18 protein-coding genes are annotated in these 16,303 nt (G+C 36.5%); 10 read left to right on the plus strand and 8 right to left on the minus strand.

Annotation, left to right across the window (positions count from 1 at the left end; genetic code table 11):
• The first annotated feature begins 28 nt into the window (after window positions 1–28).
• Together ubiT and ACYSN2_RS01085 are read left to right on the plus strand one after the other, a co-directional pair.
• Window positions 29–508, plus strand: coding sequence for a ubiquinone anaerobic biosynthesis accessory factor UbiT (gene ubiT, locus ACYSN2_RS01080; RefSeq protein WP_461748402.1), 480 nt, complete (start codon window positions 29–31; stop codon window positions 506–508).
• A 199-nt stretch (window positions 509–707) separates the two neighbouring features.
• Window positions 708–1,358, plus strand: a complete 651-nt coding sequence (locus ACYSN2_RS01085) for an IMPACT family protein (protein WP_461748403.1) — start codon at window positions 708–710, stop codon at window positions 1,356–1,358.
• Between the two features lie 95 nt (window positions 1,359–1,453).
• Here ACYSN2_RS01085 and ACYSN2_RS01090 read toward each other — a convergent pair whose 3' ends face one another.
• Window positions 1,454–2,224, minus strand: coding sequence for an endonuclease/exonuclease/phosphatase family protein (locus ACYSN2_RS01090; RefSeq protein WP_461748404.1), 771 nt, complete (start codon window positions 2,222–2,224; stop codon window positions 1,454–1,456).
• A gap of 520 nt (window positions 2,225–2,744) precedes the next feature.
• On the opposite strand from ACYSN2_RS01090, the gene ACYSN2_RS01095 reads away from it, so the two are divergent.
• The 3 genes from ACYSN2_RS01095 (at window position 2,745) to ACYSN2_RS01105 (ending at window position 4,626) form a co-directional block, all read left to right on the plus strand.
• Window positions 2,745–3,904 (plus strand): IS3 family transposase gene (locus ACYSN2_RS01095; protein WP_461748405.1). Its coding sequence is split into 2 segments (ribosomal slippage): window positions 2,745–3,006 and window positions 3,006–3,904, totalling 1,161 coding nucleotides; the frame shifts between segments, so codons are not numbered across the junction.
• Window positions 3,901–4,152, plus strand: a complete 252-nt coding sequence (locus ACYSN2_RS01100; RefSeq protein ID WP_461748406.1) for a hypothetical protein — start codon at window positions 3,901–3,903, stop codon at window positions 4,150–4,152. Before ACYSN2_RS01095 ends, ACYSN2_RS01100 begins: the two co-directional genes overlap by 4 nt.
• Window positions 4,153–4,272: 120 nt before the next feature.
• On the plus strand, window positions 4,273–4,626 hold the full coding sequence (locus ACYSN2_RS01105) for a hypothetical protein (protein WP_461748407.1): 354 nt from the start codon (window positions 4,273–4,275) through the stop codon (window positions 4,624–4,626).
• Between the two features lie 394 nt (window positions 4,627–5,020).
• On the opposite strand, the gene ACYSN2_RS01110 is transcribed toward ACYSN2_RS01105, so the two are convergent.
• From ACYSN2_RS01110 to ACYSN2_RS01130, 5 genes are all read right to left on the minus strand, one after another.
• On the minus strand, window positions 5,021–5,698 hold the full coding sequence (locus ACYSN2_RS01110) for a lysophospholipid acyltransferase family protein (protein WP_461748408.1): 678 nt from the start codon (window positions 5,696–5,698) through the stop codon (window positions 5,021–5,023).
• A 3-nt stretch (window positions 5,699–5,701) separates the two neighbouring features.
• On the minus strand, window positions 5,702–6,637 hold the full coding sequence (locus ACYSN2_RS01115) for a phosphatidate cytidylyltransferase (protein WP_461748409.1): 936 nt from the start codon (window positions 6,635–6,637) through the stop codon (window positions 5,702–5,704).
• Between the two features lie 212 nt (window positions 6,638–6,849).
• Window positions 6,850–7,566 (minus strand): CDP-alcohol phosphatidyltransferase family protein, encoded by a 717-nt coding sequence (locus ACYSN2_RS01120; protein WP_461748410.1) that lies wholly within the window; start codon window positions 7,564–7,566, stop codon window positions 6,850–6,852.
• A gap of 450 nt (window positions 7,567–8,016) precedes the next feature.
• Window positions 8,017–8,808, minus strand: a complete 792-nt coding sequence (locus ACYSN2_RS01125) for a restriction endonuclease (protein ID WP_461748411.1) — start codon at window positions 8,806–8,808, stop codon at window positions 8,017–8,019.
• Window positions 8,809–8,936: 128 nt separating this feature from the next.
• Window positions 8,937–9,365, minus strand: a complete 429-nt coding sequence (locus ACYSN2_RS01130) for a hypothetical protein (protein WP_461748412.1) — start codon at window positions 9,363–9,365, stop codon at window positions 8,937–8,939.
• A gap of 332 nt (window positions 9,366–9,697) precedes the next feature.
• Between ACYSN2_RS01130 and ACYSN2_RS01135 the strand changes: the two genes are divergently transcribed.
• The 3 genes from ACYSN2_RS01135 to ACYSN2_RS01145 all read left to right on the plus strand — a co-directional run bounded on the left by ACYSN2_RS01135 (window position 9,698) and on the right by ACYSN2_RS01145 (window position 11,648).
• Entirely contained in the window at window positions 9,698–9,850 is a 153-nt protein-coding gene (locus ACYSN2_RS01135; protein WP_461748413.1) for a hypothetical protein, read from the plus strand.
• 123 nt (window positions 9,851–9,973) lie between these two features.
• A complete protein-coding gene (gene rluF, locus ACYSN2_RS01140) occupies window positions 9,974–10,687 on the plus strand; it encodes a 23S rRNA pseudouridine(2604) synthase RluF (RefSeq protein WP_461748553.1) in 714 nt (237 codons plus the stop codon).
• Between the two features lie 265 nt (window positions 10,688–10,952).
• Entirely contained in the window at window positions 10,953–11,648 is a 696-nt protein-coding gene (locus ACYSN2_RS01145) for an aspartate/glutamate racemase family protein (protein WP_461748414.1), read from the plus strand.
• A 115-nt stretch (window positions 11,649–11,763) separates the two neighbouring features.
• Here the strand turns inward: ACYSN2_RS01145 and ACYSN2_RS01150 are convergent, their stop codons facing one another.
• Together ACYSN2_RS01150 and ACYSN2_RS01155 are read right to left on the minus strand one after the other, a co-directional pair.
• A complete protein-coding gene (locus ACYSN2_RS01150) occupies window positions 11,764–13,449 on the minus strand; it encodes a thiamine pyrophosphate-binding protein (RefSeq protein WP_461748415.1) in 1,686 nt (561 codons plus the stop codon).
• Window positions 13,450–13,540: 91 nt separating this feature from the next.
• Window positions 13,541–14,233 carry a FadR/GntR family transcriptional regulator gene (locus ACYSN2_RS01155; RefSeq protein ID WP_461748416.1) on the minus strand — a complete coding sequence of 231 codons (693 nt, stop codon included), beginning with the start codon at window positions 14,231–14,233 and terminating at the stop codon, window positions 13,541–13,543.
• Between the two features lie 357 nt (window positions 14,234–14,590).
• On the opposite strand from ACYSN2_RS01155, the gene ACYSN2_RS01160 reads away from it, so the two are divergent.
• The gene (locus ACYSN2_RS01160) at window positions 14,591–14,809 is read left to right on the plus strand and encodes a DUF3311 domain-containing protein (protein WP_461748417.1); all 219 of its coding nucleotides are present in this window, start codon (window positions 14,591–14,593) and stop codon (window positions 14,807–14,809) included.
• A 2-nt stretch (window positions 14,810–14,811) separates the two neighbouring features.
• Complete coding sequence (locus tag ACYSN2_RS01165; RefSeq protein WP_461748418.1) at window positions 14,812–16,245, plus strand: sodium:solute symporter family protein; 1,434 nt, start codon at window positions 14,812–14,814, stop codon at window positions 16,243–16,245.
• Window positions 16,246–16,303 lie beyond the last annotated feature (58 nt).

Raw genomic sequence — 16,303 nt, forward strand, 5'->3', positions numbered from 1 at the left:
CTTGATATCAATCAAATATAAGGAAACTATGAATATTCCCACTCGTATTACGCAGAAAATTCCCGAATTTATGCCACCATTTTGTAAATATCATCTGAAAATCATGCCTAACTGGCTAAAATTGAAAGCTATTTCTCTGGCGCTGAATCATTTTTTTAAATCTTCCATTGAAGAGGGCGATTTAGATTTTTTGGAAGATAAACACTTTTTGATTGAAGTATTAGATTTAGATTATGCCGTTAAAATTACACTGCAAGATGGGAAGTTAATAGTGATCACAGATCCCAATATGCCGGCAGATGTTACGCTTAAATCTACATTTAACCCGCTTATTTTGATGATTTCTCGTAGAGAAGATCCCGATACACTCTTCTTTAATCGCACATTATCATTAGAGGGAAATACGGCACTTGGGCTGGAGATTAAAAATTGGTTAGATAGTTTAGATTTAGATCTATTACCAAAGCCGATTCAATCCACATTACAGCAATATAGTCAGCTGATTTAAACAGTATTATGGATGTATAAAGCCATTAAATAGGAAGCAGTTATGCAGGTTTTAGTAGAAGTTTCGGCAGAAATTTCAATAATATGGAAAAAGAGTGTGATTCACGATATCTCGTTTCTTTATGTTTTGTAGAATGAGGTGTCAACGGCGAAAGACTGGCTATTATCAGCTTCGTTTACGGCATCGAAGAAGAGAAGTTATGAGCGCAGATTATTTTCAAACTCATGATATAATCTCGCTCATGAATAGTGATCAATACAAAACAATAACCGCTCTTAGTGAAGATGAATTTGTGATATCTCGTAGCCGATTTATCACGTTTGCCGTTCCTGTAACTTCAGAAGCTGAAATTGATACGATTTTGGATGAATACCGAAAGCGTTATAACGATTCTCGCCATGTTTGTTATGCATATGTGCTTGGCGATAAATATGAGCATTACAGAGCGAATGATGATGGCGAACCTTCGGGCTCTGCCGGCAGACCGATTTTAGGGCAGATTCGTTCTTTAGAATTAACCAATGTTTTAGTCATGGTTGTGCGTTATTTCGGTGGCATTAAACTTGGCACAGGCGGACTTGTTTCAGCATATCAAGAAGGCGCAAGAAATGCCCTTGAAAAAGCCAATATTGTCACAAGAACCATCGGTTTAAACGTCAGCTTCACATTTGATTATCCGGCAACGAATGATGTGAATCATGTCATTAATGATTTCAATGCGAAAAAAGTGTCTGAAAATTACGGCGTGAATTGTGAAATGACATTAAGCGTTCGAGCAAATGATTACGCAGGATTAATCGAACGTTTAGAGAAAGTCGATACGCTGTTTATCACAGAAAAAGTGGATTGATTGTATATATTTAAATGTTCTTAAACAGAGCTGATTCATGGCGGGAGAGAATGTTTGCATGCTTTTATAGATTGCTCGCCCGCAGGTTGTAGCTTTTATTGAATTCTAAAATCCACCAACATCGGATTATGATCGGAAGCGTCGGTTGTGAGTACTTCACTTTTCTCTAAAATTAATCCTCGATAAAAGACAAAATCGAGCGGAGAATTAAAGACAGATTTTCGCTGATCATCATCAAAAGCCACAGATTTCAAACCCATTCTGCGCGTAAATAGAAAGAGTAAATGCCGGCGTTTTCGGCTCCATGTGTTGAAATCTCCGGCAAAAATCACGGGTCCATTATGATTCATTACATGTTCGGCGATGGATTGAATCTGTTCTTGGTAAATCTTCACACCTAAACTAAAATTCACGGAATGCACATTTACCACCATTAATAAGCGTTTATCATAGAGCGGATAAATTGTGATCAGTGCTGATTTGGCTAAACGCAAAAAGGGTTCGGCGGTGCGAAAAGGGCGAGAATAGATCGGATAGCTCGAAGCCAATGTCATGACGCCGTAAGAATCTTTCGTAATCTCAATTGCCGGCACTTGATCGCCGACCAAAAAATACTCCCGAGAAAACTGGATCAATTCCTCAGAAGCCTTCGCTTCTTGAAGCAGAATCAAATCCCGATCTTTCCCATATTCATTTAAAATCGATAACCAATTTAATTTCTGCTGTTTGTAAATATTCCAAACCATCACTGTTAAGCGATTATCTTTCGAGAAAGGATAATGCCGGTCTAACCGAGTTTCTCCATGTAGCGTTTCCCGATCTTGTTTGTGAGATTCAAAGCGAAACAGATGATTTTTTTGAGCCATAGTTGAGCCCTTATTGAGCTATAGAATAATTGGTTAATGATGATAACGAAAAATCTATTGTGGCTGATTCAGGCTGAAAAATCATGAATTATTCTATTTATTATCTGAATCTACGTTGAAAGGTTTTTAAATCAAAAAAACAAGGAATTTAAATATCTCATAACATATTAAAATTAATCAAAACATGTTAAAACATATACTTAATTTTTTGGGGGTGCTATTCAGCCGGAATAAGAGCTGACTAAGGAGAAAATATGAGAAAATACTTGAAAGTCGGGCTGATATTGCTCGTAAGTTTCATCATGGGCTTGGTACAAGCGCAAGAGAATGAAGATCTTGAAACACGCTATCAATTGCGATTTAAGGCAAATTATATCTCGTGTGCAGTGAAAATTAATGGTGTGCTTATTCATAATACTCAAGATAGTGTAATCATTCCTGAGCAAGTTAGTTGTTCTGGTCTCATAAAAGTGGACACTCTAATAGAGGATAATATATCCTGTTGATTATTGGAGTTATTATGAATAAAAAAAGAAAATATACGAACTATTCCCCTGAGTTTAAAAATGATGCTGTCGCTCTAGTAACCGATCAAGGCTACAGCGTGGCAGATGCTGCTAAAGCCCTTAATGTTCATCCAAATCTTATCTATAAATGGAAACAATCTGTTGAAAAAAGCAAAGATGGGGGCTTAACTTTTGATGAAAGAGCTGAGTTGATCAAGTTACGAGCTGAAAATAGAACTTTAAAGATGGAAAAAGAAATCCTAAAAAAGGCTTCAGCTTTCTTCGCAAAGGAAATGAAATAAATTTTCAAATGATTCAGAAAATAACGGAAGAAGGCTATCCCAAAATTTTGTGTTGTAAAACACTCAAAGTAAGTCGATCAGGCTATTATGCTTGGCTTGGTCGACCAAAGGTCAAGATCAATAAATCTGAATTTCGACTAAAATCTCGAATGAAGTCTTTATTTAATGAAAGCCGTGAAAGTTTAGGCTCAAGAACATTGATGGAGTCCTTGCGGGCAGAAGGATTTACCGTAGGTCGGCGTAAAGTAAGATACTTGATGCGGAGTCTCAATCTACAAGTAAAACAAAGGATACGATATCGATTGAAAAGAGCAGATAATGATCAGCCTAAATATGCACCAAATTTAGTTAGAATGAATTTTGATCCTGTGAGTAAAAATAAGATCTGGGTTGGTGACATCACTTACCTAAAAACCCTTGATGGATGGTACTATTTGAGTGTTGTGATGGATCTCTATTCTCGAAGAATTCTTGGTTGGGATTATTCAAAAATGATGACAACCGATCTAGTTGAACGGTCATTACAGCAGGCTTATACGCTAAGAAACTGCCCGAAAAAAGTTGTTTTTCATAGCGATAGGGGTTCTCAATATAGTAGTAATCAGTTAAAGAAGTTTTTATCAGAAAAGGGATTTATTCAATCGATGGGTAGCACAGGAGCTTGCTGGGATAATGCTGTTATTGAGAGATTTTTTGGAAGTTTAAAACATGATTGGTTGTACAAACAGAAGTTGTTATCGCCGGAAGCCATGAAAAATGGCATTGCAGCTTATATGAGATATTACAATTTAAAGCGGCTTCATAGTTACAATGGGAACATGAGTCCCGTTGATTATGAAAATTATAAAGTGAAAGTGTCCACTGCAGCGTGACCAGTACAAGTTTTGGACAAGATGTTACTCAATATTTAAATCAAGGGGATAATGAATTATCAATAAGTGCTATTAATGTTGCAGAATATATTCCTAGTTCAAAAATTGATCAAGGTTATTGCGAAGTAGATATTATCGCAACAATTAAAAATGAAATAGAAGAAACTATCGAAAATAAAATTGTAAGTAATATTCGTTATAGCTATCAACCTAAATTAGAGCATTCGGAATCTATTTTTCCTTATTAGTTAAGTATAGAGGAATCTAATAGTGAGCTTGATATAAATTTAGTTTCACAGAAAATTAATCTTGTTTGGTTGAAAGATGGTCTTGATGCAAATAAAGAGCCAGTCCAAAGGGCTTTAGCAATGCGAGAATTTACCGTAAATCATCATCAACCTTTCAGTTGGGTTAATGAATCTACGGCATTTGAAGATACGCGGGAAAATAAAAAAATGCTCTGGGATAAATATCAAGAGATCCTAAAAGCAGTTGCAGATAAAGATAAGAAAGCTGTACGAAAATTAGTAGAACCCGGCGTTTCAGATATGGCGAAGCATTATGGCGATAGCAATGCGGAACTGCAATTTGAGTTCAGTTTTGAAGATACATTTGAGCGTTACTTTAATTTGAACCCGAATGTCTATGAAGCAGAGCCGTTATCGATAGATGATTATGATTTAGAAATTTATGCCGATGGAAAATTATTTTTTTTAAACTGAAAAAATTATCCTGCAATATCCCCTTTGCGTTGGAAGAATACGGTAAGAGGAACAACCATTGTTTACACGCCCGTATTTACTTTTATTGATGGCGAAATTGTCATGGCATGGTTTTAATAAGTTTTAAAATAAAATGATGATGATTTATTTTAAATAATAGATAAAAGAGAGAGTTATTAGAATTAATATGGGATGGCATTGCGTGTGTTTTTAGAGTGCTATCGGCGCTTGGTTGCATTATCTGTTTTGTGTTTTGATTCAGCAGAAAAAACCTTTTGCGGTGATTAGAACGTATGTCATCACGAATCTCTTGGTCGGAGTTGGGGTGTTTTTATTAGCGCTCTATCTGATTTTATTTCTGTAAAGTTCTCAAGTTTATGATGGATTTTGATTATTAAATATCTTGGCTTGGATGACTAAATGATTGCGACAGAAGATCATGATATTCCGTTTCTAATGTTTGTAGATAAGCTTTCGCATCCTCTTGATAAGGCAGAGGATCGCCGATAATCACATCGCAATTAAATGGTACAAAAAGCGCTTCGCCTTTTGGGAGCGCTTTTCCTAATCCTCTTAAAATGACCGGCGTTACGGGAATTTCAGGATATTTAGAAATCAGGATATGAATGCCACGTTTGAGTTTAAAATCTCGCTCTTCTGTTAGGGATCTTGTGCCTTCTGGGAAGATAATTAAAATCTCTTCATTCTCCAACGCTTCGTAACACTGTGCAAAGAGCGCATCCGGCGTTTTCATGGCTTTGCGATCGATCGGGATAATATCAATACAATGGGTTGAAAACCAGCGCATATAACGATTTTTCATAAAATAATCCGCCGCTGCAACAGGGCGGATTTGATTGAGCGTTGAAAGCGGATAAAGGCTCATTAATACTAACGTATCTAAATGGCTTGTATGATTTGCCACAATGACAGCCGCGCCTTTTCTCGGCAATTTTGGGCGATGAAGGATATTTAACCCAAGTCCAATCAGCACCAAAGGCTTCACAATGAATGCGAAAAAGAGAAGCTTCAACCATTTGATTTGATGTTTTTTCTGCGAAGATTTTGTCATGATTTAAGCGCCCGTAACATAGTAGAAATAGTGGAAGAATACCGGCGTTGCATAGATCAAACTATCCACGCGATCTAAAATTCCGCCATGTCCCGGAATCAACGTTCCGCTATCTTTAATTTGTAAATCTCGCTTCACAGAAGAGAGCACCACATCGCCGATAAAGCCGGAAACTGCGATAATCATGCCGGCGAAAATCCCTTGTGTCATCGTCAGAATCGTTAAATAAGGCGCTAAAAATGCCGAAAGAATGGTTGTGACAATAAACCCGCCGATAAATCCGCCCCATGTTTTATTTGGGCTTACCTTTGGAATAATTTTCCGTTTCCCAAAGCATTTTCCGGAAACATATTGGCTCACATCATTAAATTGCGTCATAAACAGAAGGTAGATTACAAGCCCAGAAAAGCCGGCATTCACATTCACTCGATCAATATTCGCTAAATAGGCAATATGGCTAAAGGCGAAAACGCAGAGCATTAAGCTCCATTGAATAATGGCATTTGCACGAATAAAGCCGGTGGTTTCGCCGATAATCACAGAACGAAGCGGTAAAAAAAGGAACATATATACAGGAATAAAGATGATAAACATGCCGTACCACTGAATATACGCAAAGTAATATTGAAGCGGAATGGCCAAATATGCCCAAAAGACTAACCGGCGATCTACCGCGCGAAGGGGCGTAATGGAGTAGAATTCTTTCAGCGCAAGGAAGCTAATAAAAGCAAACAGAATGGTCGTAGTTTTAGCGCCAAAATAGAGCGCACCTAAAATAATGATAATCATCCACCACCAAGAGCGCGTTCTGAGCATCAATTCTCGGTAATCCTTTTCGGGATGTTTCTTGATTTTGATAAACACAATAATGCTCGCAATCAGCAAAATGGCAAAGAGCGAAAGGCTCATTGTTAACGCATGGCTTGGAATATTTAACATCTTAAATGTCCTTTGGAATCTAGTATCGTTCAAGGAATTTTCGTAACGATTTCGGGTACTTGTAGAATCATACTACGTTTGTATCTTATTTAGGATAATCTTATCTCATTGATATTTTATTAATGTTTTATTTGGGTATTGATAGATTGGCATGATGAATATCAGGGCGTTCCGAGTTTCAAGTTTCTAGTTTTTGGGTTGAGTTTTGGTATCTAAACTTCGGAATCATTTTTTGCTTCTAAAACGGTTTCTAAATGTTTCTGCGCTTCTAAATTTTTGAACTGATAAATCTGCATTAAACGTCTGAGCGCTGTGATAAAACTGCCGATAATAATGATAATCATCGCTGTCCATAAAAACTCCGAACCGAAATCAAAGAACAGCCCAATCATCGTTGCGACAATTGCAAGATTCATTACCGCCATTCGATGTTGCTTGGCAAATGGACCTGAAAAATATGCCGGCGATCCCATAGAAACGCCTAATACACGAATATATGCCGTAAATGCCGAAAAGAGCGAAGCTAATAATCCCAAAGAAAGTCCGTAAGAAGTATCTAAACTAAAGGGCGGAATCAAGCTTAATCCTAATCCGACAAAGAAAAAAGTATCGCTCACACGATCTGGCACTTCATTAAAAAGCTCTCCCGCCGGCGTGACTTTTCCGCCTTCAATCGCCACCATTCCATCAATCAAGTTGCAGAGTAAACGCAGTTGAATGCCGATAAACACAATACTTAACAGCGCAATCTGTCCATAAATAGATGCCGGAACTTGCCACAGCGCCAGCGCAATCATCGCCATAAATGCCGGCACAATACTAAAGAGCGAAATTTGATTCGGCGTAATATTCTTATTCGATAATGCTTTCGCAAGGCGAATCATCAAAGGATTCGAACGGCTTTTAATCGGTCTTCTTTTATCTGTCATCTTTCTGTTTCCTACTAAGTATGTTGTTGAAGTAAACAATAGTTAACTTTCATAAAGCAGATCATAAAATAGGTGTTTGATGAAGTCAATAAAAAGAGATAACGAATGTTAACTTTGTGGGTTTTAATTGCCGGAGATATTATTTATGGAAGGATGATAAGGAGTTGAATAATTCAATGAATCAATTATAGATCCCTAAAAATGGAGCAATACAATGAATAATCTTAAAGCTAGTAACTTAAAATATGAAGAACAGATTAGGTAATTACTGAAGCCCATAAACCTGAGCGGAAGATAGGGTAAAGTAGGGATTGGGGAATATTTAAACAAAAGAGGGTTTAAAAATCAGGTTTAGTGCTTTTAAAGCGTTTGGCGCAATAAATCAGCTTTTTTATGAATCCTAAATCTAAACAATTTTTGTCGGTGTAGTCTACTTTTGAATCATGCTGTTTATGATAAGTAGACTGGGGGATTACGAAGTATAATATCTAATTCATGCAAATCATCATGATGTAGCAAATAAACATTATGGACACGCGCTATATCTATAGCAGGCTTTGTATACTTGGAATTAGTTACTACTACCGCAATAGTGGCGTCCCAATATTTCATGCCTGTTACAACTTCTTGAACGGCTTTATTACCAACATTTGAATTATATAATTTGCATTGTATAGCAATGCGTTTACTATCTATCATAGCAATCACATCAACTCCATGATCACCGCTTTTTTTCGTTGTTTCTGTAACCCATTCATTTTTATTCAATAAATTAGCGCAGTATTCTTCATATTCATAGGGATTAGTTGGAACTTGATTTAGAGTCTGATTTTCTTCAATATAATTATCAACAGCATAATCTATTAGATTTAGGTAATCTTGATCATTTAGTTTTAGGTTATGTTGATTGTTTAAATATGACAATAATTTTATCTTTTCTTTGCGCCACCATGTAACATCGAGCAAACCATAATCGTTTCTTCTGATTGATAATTGTTTTTTTCTATATAAAACGGGTACATGTTTTTCTATGATATTCAAAAAATAATCTTGTCTATCATTAAATAGTTTTTGGCTAAGTATGCTCATTATGAGTTTATAACCGATATATATGATTGGAATTAATACAAATAAAGAAGCAGTTATTTGACTAAAAGTTTCAAAATTAAAGATTGATGAAATTATAAATAGAACAAATAAAGACCCTTCAATTTTAAGTAATTCGTATATTTCTCTAAGCATATTATTCTTGTTCTCAATTAAACAGATCAATGGTTGTAAACAATGTTTTTTTATTATTTTTCAAATAAATGCGGGGTTGATTATCTTGGGAAGGTATTGTAACTGTCCGAGCGCTATTTATCTTGACTTTAAGATGTTAAGCGTGAAATCACACAATCAATAGTTGTACTAAAAATAATGAATAAAAATGAACCGTACCCCCATATAAGAGTTCCTGTGACTATTAAAGAAAAACCCCAAACCTCATCTTTTTCTATTGGTTTAATATACTCTTTCATTACGTCCTCGGTAAAACCTTTGCTAAAGGTAACTGGTTTACCATCAACTTTTTCAAACTTATTTTTTATAGTGTTTATATGAAAAATAGTAGTCGCTTTAATAGTTAGGAATAATCCAACTATGGTAAAAATTGCTCCAGATGATGAAAATATATTTTGAGCTAGGGGAGAACTCTGATTTTTATATTCAATATAAAATGAAATTATTAACCATAAGAATGCTATGAAAGTACCAGTTTTTCTTTTAAATAATATTTTTTTAATAATGAAATCGAACATAATGTTTTAAATTGAGAGATGATGGAATTTAAAATACCAGAAGAGTTATTTATTTTGATCTCCCAATCATATCATTAGTCAGGATTTAAAAAGTGAAGAAGGGAGAATATATTTCGTTTTTGTTAGGTATTTTTTAAATTCAAAATAAATCCTAGTTGGATATCTTTTCAAAATCTCTAAAAATTAGCCTCTTCAGATCTAGAAATAGTATTAAATGGTGGGTATTATCGGGGTCTTGATAAAAATCAAACATCTATTATTTTGGTAATAAATGAATTTTTCAAAGATTATTGCAAGCTCAACGCTTAGATAATGAGGCTTATTTAAATGGCATGAATAAAGCGTTAAATGATGCAAAGATTCAATTAAATCGTGGAGAGTTGAGGGAACTTCTATACGGCTTTAATGGCTCTGATGAAGAGCTTTTAGAGAAGCCGTTATCGAAACTTGCTCGGGATATTATTCCTGATTTAAAGAAAGATTAAGAGAAACGCTCGAAGGTCGCCGGCAATTTGATTTGGTGGATGAAACGTTTAAAATGAGCTACTAAAATTCAGCATTGATATGAGAAATATCGCAAGTGAGAAAGGGTCCGAAATATGAGTAGTATGCGATTAAATAAGTTTATAAGTGATTCAGGCAGAGCATCAAGACGTGGTGCGGATAAGTTGATCGAAGCTGGCCGAGTGAAAATTAATGGCAGAAAAGCGAAAATTGGGGATCAGGTTCAACGTGGCGATAAAGTGATGGTTGATGGCGCGTTGATTCAAGGCGCGAGTGCGCAGAGTTATGTCTATATTGCCCTCAACAAACCGGTTGGTATTACGAGCACGACAGAAAAAGGCGTGAAGGGAAATATCGTGGATTTCATGGGTTATCCAACCCGAATTTTCCACGTTGGGCGTTTAGATAAAGATTCTGAAGGCTTAATTTTGATGACGGATGACGGCGATATCGTTAATGAAATTCTTCGTTCTGAAAATAAGCATGAAAAAGAATATATCGTAACGGTTGATCGTCCGATTACAGAAGAATTTATCCAAAAAATGTCTTCCGGCGTGAATATTCTCGGCACGACAACGCTTCCTTGTAAAGTGACACAATTATCGAGCCATCAATTTAATATCATTTTAATGCAAGGCTTAAACCGCCAAATTCGCCGAATGACGGAAACAATGGGCTATGTTGTCACAGACCTGAAAAGATTACGCATTATGAATATCGAGTTAGGAAGAATGCCGAGTGGCGAATGGCGCTACTTAACGAAAAAAGAGAAAGATAAACTCTTTGAAGATCTCAATTACGAGCCATCTGATTGGTAGAATGATCGAGTGATTACAAGCTGTAAAATCGAAAGGTTTTACGGCTTTTTTATTACCTATTTCAGGGAGATTTTTAGGAAGAAAATATATTTTCTTAATTATCATTTTCTCTATTACTTTTAATCATCAATCTTGATATTTTTATAACAATGAAAATATAAAAAAACGAAAACAGGAAAGTATTTAATGTTGATTATTGAATACGGATCATTTTTTTTATCTTGTGGAAAATCATTGTTGAATACTTTTGATGGAGGAATATGGAATGAAAAAAATCGGCTTAATTGGTGGAATGAGTTGGGAATCAACGGCGCTCTATTTTAATTGGATTAATCGGGAAGTTCAGAAGCGATTAGGTGGATTACATTCGGCAAAGACGTTAATTAATAGCGTGGATTTTGCAGAGATTGAAACCATGCAACGTCACGGCGAATGGGAAAAGGCAGGGCAATATTTAGCAGAAGTTGCCAAAGAACTTGAACTTGGTGGCGCAGATTGCGTGCTTCTCTGCACGAATACGATGCATAAACTCACGAAAGAGATTGAAACGAACATCACGATTCCTTTTATTCATATTGCTGATGCTACTGCGGATGCGATTTTAGCAGAGGGAATTGATACAGTTTTATTGCTCGGAACGGCATTTACAATGGAGCAAGATTTTTATAAATCTCGGCTTCAAGATCGAGACATTCATGTGATGATTCCAAGTGAAGAAGATCGAAAAACCGTTCACGATATTATCTATCAAGAGCTCTGTTTAGGCATTGTTTCAGAGGAATCGAAAGAGCGGTATTGCAAGATAGTTGAGAAAGCGATTGAGCAAGGAGCGAAGGGCGTGATTTTGGGTTGTACAGAGATCACAATGTTAATCGGCGATGTTGAATTTTCAATTCCCACTTTTGATACTACTTATATTCATGCAATGAAAGCGGTGGATTTTGCGCTGACTCTGAAGTAGAATTTTTCAAAATATCCACTCAAATATCAAAAAAAAGCGAGATAACATCTGTTATCTCGCTTTTAAATCATCTTCCATAATATTAGGAATGGAGGTTATGGAAAATGAAACCGGTTTATGCTTTTTGAGCACCTAGAGATTTTTCGCGAATAGCCATCAATGTTTCTCCGGGAGCAATGTTGTTAGAGTCGTAACGAATTTCTAGCAGCGCTGGGCGATGATGAGTATTGGCAAATTCTAAAGCTCGATTGAAAGCGTCTTTAAAGTCTTCCGTTCTATCGACGACTTCGCCGTAACCTTCATAGCTTTCACAAAGGGTTGTAAAGCTAGGATTCACAAAATTAAGGGCAATGGTTCTGCCAGGAAATTCACGTTCTTGATGAGAACGAATGGTTCCCCAGATTCCATTATTGAAAACTAAAATGACAATTCCCAAATCGTATTGCAGTGCAACGCCAAGTTCTTGTAAGTTCATTTGAAAGCAACCATCGCCGGCATAGCACACAACAGTTTTATCAGGATGCTCAAGTTTACAAGAAATAGCTGCAGGTAAGCCATATCCCATAGAACCAACAGTAGGGGCAAGGCTAGACGTAAGGCCATTAAATTTTATATATTTATGTGGATAGAGCGCATAATTCCCAGCACCTACTGTGATGCAGAAATCTTCAGGCAATAACTCATTCATTTGAGCAGATAGAGTATCTAAACTGAGATTTCCGTTACTTGGTAGAGGAACAAGGGAGTTGAGGTGTTCATTTCTGAGTTTTTCTACCCAGGCTTTGCGTGAAAGCTCTTTGGAAGGACTCATGGTTTTAGTGGCATTTGCAAAATCTTTGACGGAGGAAGCAATAGATACTTCAGCATTAAAGACACTATTGAGTTCACTTGGAGATGGATGAATATGGACTAGTTTTTGTGTTGGAGTAGGACTTTCTATCGCTGTATAAATCTCTGTTGTTTCTTCACCAAGTCTTGTGCCAAGAGCAATAATAAGATCTGCATCTTTAATGTTTTGTCGTAATGAATCCGTCATTCCCCAGCCCATATGACCGGAAAAATTAGGGTGATGATGGTCAAAGCACTCAAGACGACGCCAAGAGCAGGCTACAGGAATCTGAAATTTTTCGGAGAAGTTTTGAATATCTTGAACAGCCTCTTCTGACCAACGGCTACCTCCTACAACAAGTAGAGGCTTTTGGGCATTCTCAATCAACGTTTGGAGATTCTCAAGATCTTCAGGATGTGGATAGGATTTTACAGGAGTATATTTGGGAATATCTTTCACTTCCGCTTCGCCCCACAGTACATCTTCAGGAAGCGCAATGACCACAGGACCTGGGCGGCCGCTCGTTGCAATATTGAAAGCGCGAGAAATATACTCCGGAATTCGTTCTGTTTGATTGATCTGTACTACCCATTTTGCGACTTTGGAAAACATGCTGACATAATCAATTTCTTGGAAGGCTTCTTTGTCATAAATATCGTTTCCAACTTGTCCAACAAAAAGAATCATAGGGGTTGAGTCTTGAAAAGCAGTATGAACACCAATACTAGCATTGGTGGCTCCAGGTCCGCGAGTGACGAAGCAGATACCAGGTTCTCCTGTTAGTTTTCCATATGCTTCCGCCATATAGGCAGCGCCACTTTCTTGACGGCACACAATGGGTTTAATTTGCTTAAAATCATTCAGAGCATCAATGCAAGGAAGGTAGCTTTCACCAGGAACCATGAAAATACGTTTTACGCCATGGTTAGCGAGTTGCTGCATTAGAATTTTTCCGCCATTTCTTTTCATCATTATTTTCTCCATATCCATCAATTCCAAATTTGGTCAGACCAATATGATGGTTGCAAGAATTTTGAAAATAATCAACTTTTGTTTTAAGAAATTAGCTAAGACGAAGCAAAACGCCGACTAGATGGTGATACATTGTCTGCTCGGCTAGTTTTTCATCACCTTTAATAATCGCATTGATCACAGCTTTATGTTCCTGAAGAGAGATATCCCAGAACTTTTTAGTAACGAAATGCTTATTGAAATTTTGCGGTATGACACTCTGTTCAGCAGTTTGCCAAATTTCTTGCATAATATTTTTTGCTAAGGGATTTTTTGTTGCTTCAGCAATGAGAAGATGAAACTTTTTATCAAAATAATAGTGATCATTTAAGTCACTAATTTTCTCAGCGGTGGCTTGTAGTGACTTAAATGATTCTATATCTTTGGGAGATGCATTTTTTGCGGCAAGAGCTGCAAATTCAGGCTCCACGAGAAGTCTGATATCGATTAATTCATTTGGAGTGACTTCATGTTGGGTAGAGTTTTCGATATTAATATCTTGTATTGGATTTGCATTTACGACATAGATACCAGCTCCCATTTTAATCTCGACATATCCAAGAATCTCTAAAGCAATTACAGCTTCACGAACGGTAGCTCTACTGATGGAGTATTGATCCGCTAAAGCTCTTTCAGAGGGTAATCGTTCTCCAGGCAGATATTCTTTTTGCTGAATCTGTTGAGCGATTTTACTGGCAATTTGTTGATAGAGCTTTTGTTCTTTTGTTGCATCAAATAGATTCATAGGTACTTAATTTCTCAATTTTAATATGTCGTGATATCTAGTAAAAGATCTGAAAGAGGGCAAATATTGTCAGATATTATATATGACAATTTTGATATTGAAGGAAGTATAAATGAATAAGTACGAATTCACTTTCAAAGGGTCTTCATCTCCTAGGTTGCATAGAGGATTTATGAATATTTTTTTGGCGAATTATCTAGGGCTATTTTATTGCAAGATAATTTGACAGAAAGCCAAAATTAATGAAATATGAAGTTGAAATTGGTCAGTCCAGTTTTGTTGTGTAATTAAATAATATTAAAAAATAATAATGACAACTGTATCTATCTAGATGCAAAACTTTCCAGGAGGATCGGTATGGCTAAAAAAAAGATTTATAGCTTTGTTCTAAGTGTGTTGGTTCCTTATATAGGAATTTTTAGTGGTATTTATTTTTTTAAGTATTCGGAGCAATTGGTTTTTGGGTTTCCCATTCTCTATTTTTGGATATTTCTCTGGTTTTTCTTAACGACGGCTTGTTTGTCGCTCGCTTGGATACTGTTTGACCGAGATGATGCTGTGGAAGAGGGGAAATAACTATGTCTATATCTATTATTATTTTTGCAACCATTATTCTCTTCACCATTGGTATTGCATTTTATGCGGGTCGGCAATCGAATAAACAGAGCGTTGGAGATTACTTGGTTGGTGGGCGTTCGTTTAGTGTAATGATTCTCTTTTTTCTAGCCGTAGGAGAGATTTATGGTATCGGCACAATCATAGGATTCCCTGGAGGTGTTTTTGCGGGGGGATTTAGCTATGGGATTTGGTTTTTAGCCTATATTGTTTTGTCATACTCCTTTGGCTATTTTATCTCACCATTAATTTGGCGTGCGGGAAATCAATATCAGGCTTTAACTGCTGCTGATATCTTTAAGGTGCATTTTGCTAGTCGTAAATTAGAGCTTGTGGTTGCTCTAGTTTTATTAATGTTCTTAATTCCTTGGGCACAACTTCAATTTGAAGGGTTAATTGTGACATTAAATGCATTAGGTTATGATCTTCCGCCTTATATTGCGGTGATTATCGCTGGTGCGATTGCTTATATTTATATCTCTGTTTCAGGAGTTCGTTCACCCGCTCTTATCTCAATTTTTAAAGATATTATTCTTTTTGCAGCCATTGTTGTAGTTGGGATTGCCGTATATAAGAAGATGGGTGGTATTGAGCCTCTATTCTTAGGCGCAAGAGAGAAAGGAGCGATTTTAAAATTCCAAAGCAGTTCAGAGATTAACTTTGCTATTTCGACGATCATATTGCAATCGATCACTTTCTACTGCTTACCGCATTTAATTACAGTTGTCTTTACGAGTAAATCAGAGAAGACGATTCAAAAAGCGCAACGTTATATGCCGTTATATATGTTGATGTTCCCTTTCTTAATTGCTACCTCATATTATGCAATGATCTATTTGCCAAATTTAGGAGATAAGCCTAATCATACGTTTATTGTAACGGCGATAGATTTGCTACCGTCTTGGGTGATTGGATTTATTGCCGCGGGCGCAGCGTTGTCTGGATTCTTGCTATTGTCGGTCATTTCACTTGCTGTAGCTGGTTTAATTGTGCGCAATATTATTCCTAATGTACCGGAAAAATCGCAACGACGTTATTCCCAAACAAGTGTTCTGATCTATCTCGTCATTTCAATGATTATTACGGTTGCACTTCCCAGCTTAATGTTAAATCTCATTAGCACAGCTTATGGTGGATTTAGCCAAATTGTCCCAGGAATATTTGCCATTATCTTCTTTAAGCGTGCTACAGCAAAAGGAATTGCGGCGGGAATTATCGTGGGTATTATTGCTGTATTCATTATGTATTTTGGGAAAATCAGTGTGTATGCGATTAATCCTGGTATTATTGCAGTTATTCTTAATATTATTACATTAGTTATTGTGAGCGCATTGACACAAAAAGAAGTTGTTAATCGTGAGCCGATAGCCTATATAAAGCAACCGAAAGAAGCATAATATTGCCATTGCTTATATTGTAAAATAGTTCAGGTTCTTACTTAAAAAAGAGGCCGCA

It is taken from the genome of Ignatzschineria sp. LJL83, assembly GCF_054871845.1.

Bases quoted from the DNA above. Each gene is read 5' to 3' on its own strand.
- ubiT (WP_461748402.1), top strand. From the start codon at position 29: ATGAATATTCCCACTCGTATTACGCAGAAAATTCCCGAATTTATGCCA.
- ACYSN2_RS01085 (WP_461748403.1), top strand. From the start codon at position 708: ATGAGCGCAGATTATTTTCAAACTCATGATATAATCTCGCTCATGAAT.
- ACYSN2_RS01090 (WP_461748404.1), bottom strand. From the start codon at position 2,224: ATGGCTCAAAAAAATCATCTGTTTCGCTTTGAATCTCACAAACAAGAT.
- ACYSN2_RS01105 (WP_461748407.1), top strand. From the start codon at position 4,273: ATGCGAGAATTTACCGTAAATCATCATCAACCTTTCAGTTGGGTTAAT.
- ACYSN2_RS01110 (WP_461748408.1), bottom strand. From the start codon at position 5,698: ATGACAAAATCTTCGCAGAAAAAACATCAAATCAAATGGTTGAAGCTT.
- ACYSN2_RS01115 (WP_461748409.1), bottom strand. From the start codon at position 6,637: ATGTTAAATATTCCAAGCCATGCGTTAACAATGAGCCTTTCGCTCTTT.
- ACYSN2_RS01120 (WP_461748410.1), bottom strand. From the start codon at position 7,566: ATGACAGATAAAAGAAGACCGATTAAAAGCCGTTCGAATCCTTTGATG.
- ACYSN2_RS01125 (WP_461748411.1), bottom strand. From the start codon at position 8,808: ATGCTTAGAGAAATATACGAATTACTTAAAATTGAAGGGTCTTTATTT.
- ACYSN2_RS01130 (WP_461748412.1), bottom strand. From the start codon at position 9,365: ATGTTCGATTTCATTATTAAAAAAATATTATTTAAAAGAAAAACTGGT.
- ACYSN2_RS01135 (WP_461748413.1), top strand. From the start codon at position 9,698: ATGAATAAAGCGTTAAATGATGCAAAGATTCAATTAAATCGTGGAGAG.
- rluF (WP_461748553.1), top strand. From the start codon at position 9,974: ATGCGATTAAATAAGTTTATAAGTGATTCAGGCAGAGCATCAAGACGT.
- ACYSN2_RS01145 (WP_461748414.1), top strand. From the start codon at position 10,953: ATGAAAAAAATCGGCTTAATTGGTGGAATGAGTTGGGAATCAACGGCG.
- ACYSN2_RS01150 (WP_461748415.1), bottom strand. From the start codon at position 13,449: ATGATGAAAAGAAATGGCGGAAAAATTCTAATGCAGCAACTCGCTAAC.
- ACYSN2_RS01155 (WP_461748416.1), bottom strand. From the start codon at position 14,233: ATGAATCTATTTGATGCAACAAAAGAACAAAAGCTCTATCAACAAATT.
- ACYSN2_RS01160 (WP_461748417.1), top strand. From the start codon at position 14,591: ATGGCTAAAAAAAAGATTTATAGCTTTGTTCTAAGTGTGTTGGTTCCT.
- ACYSN2_RS01165 (WP_461748418.1), top strand. From the start codon at position 14,812: ATGTCTATATCTATTATTATTTTTGCAACCATTATTCTCTTCACCATT.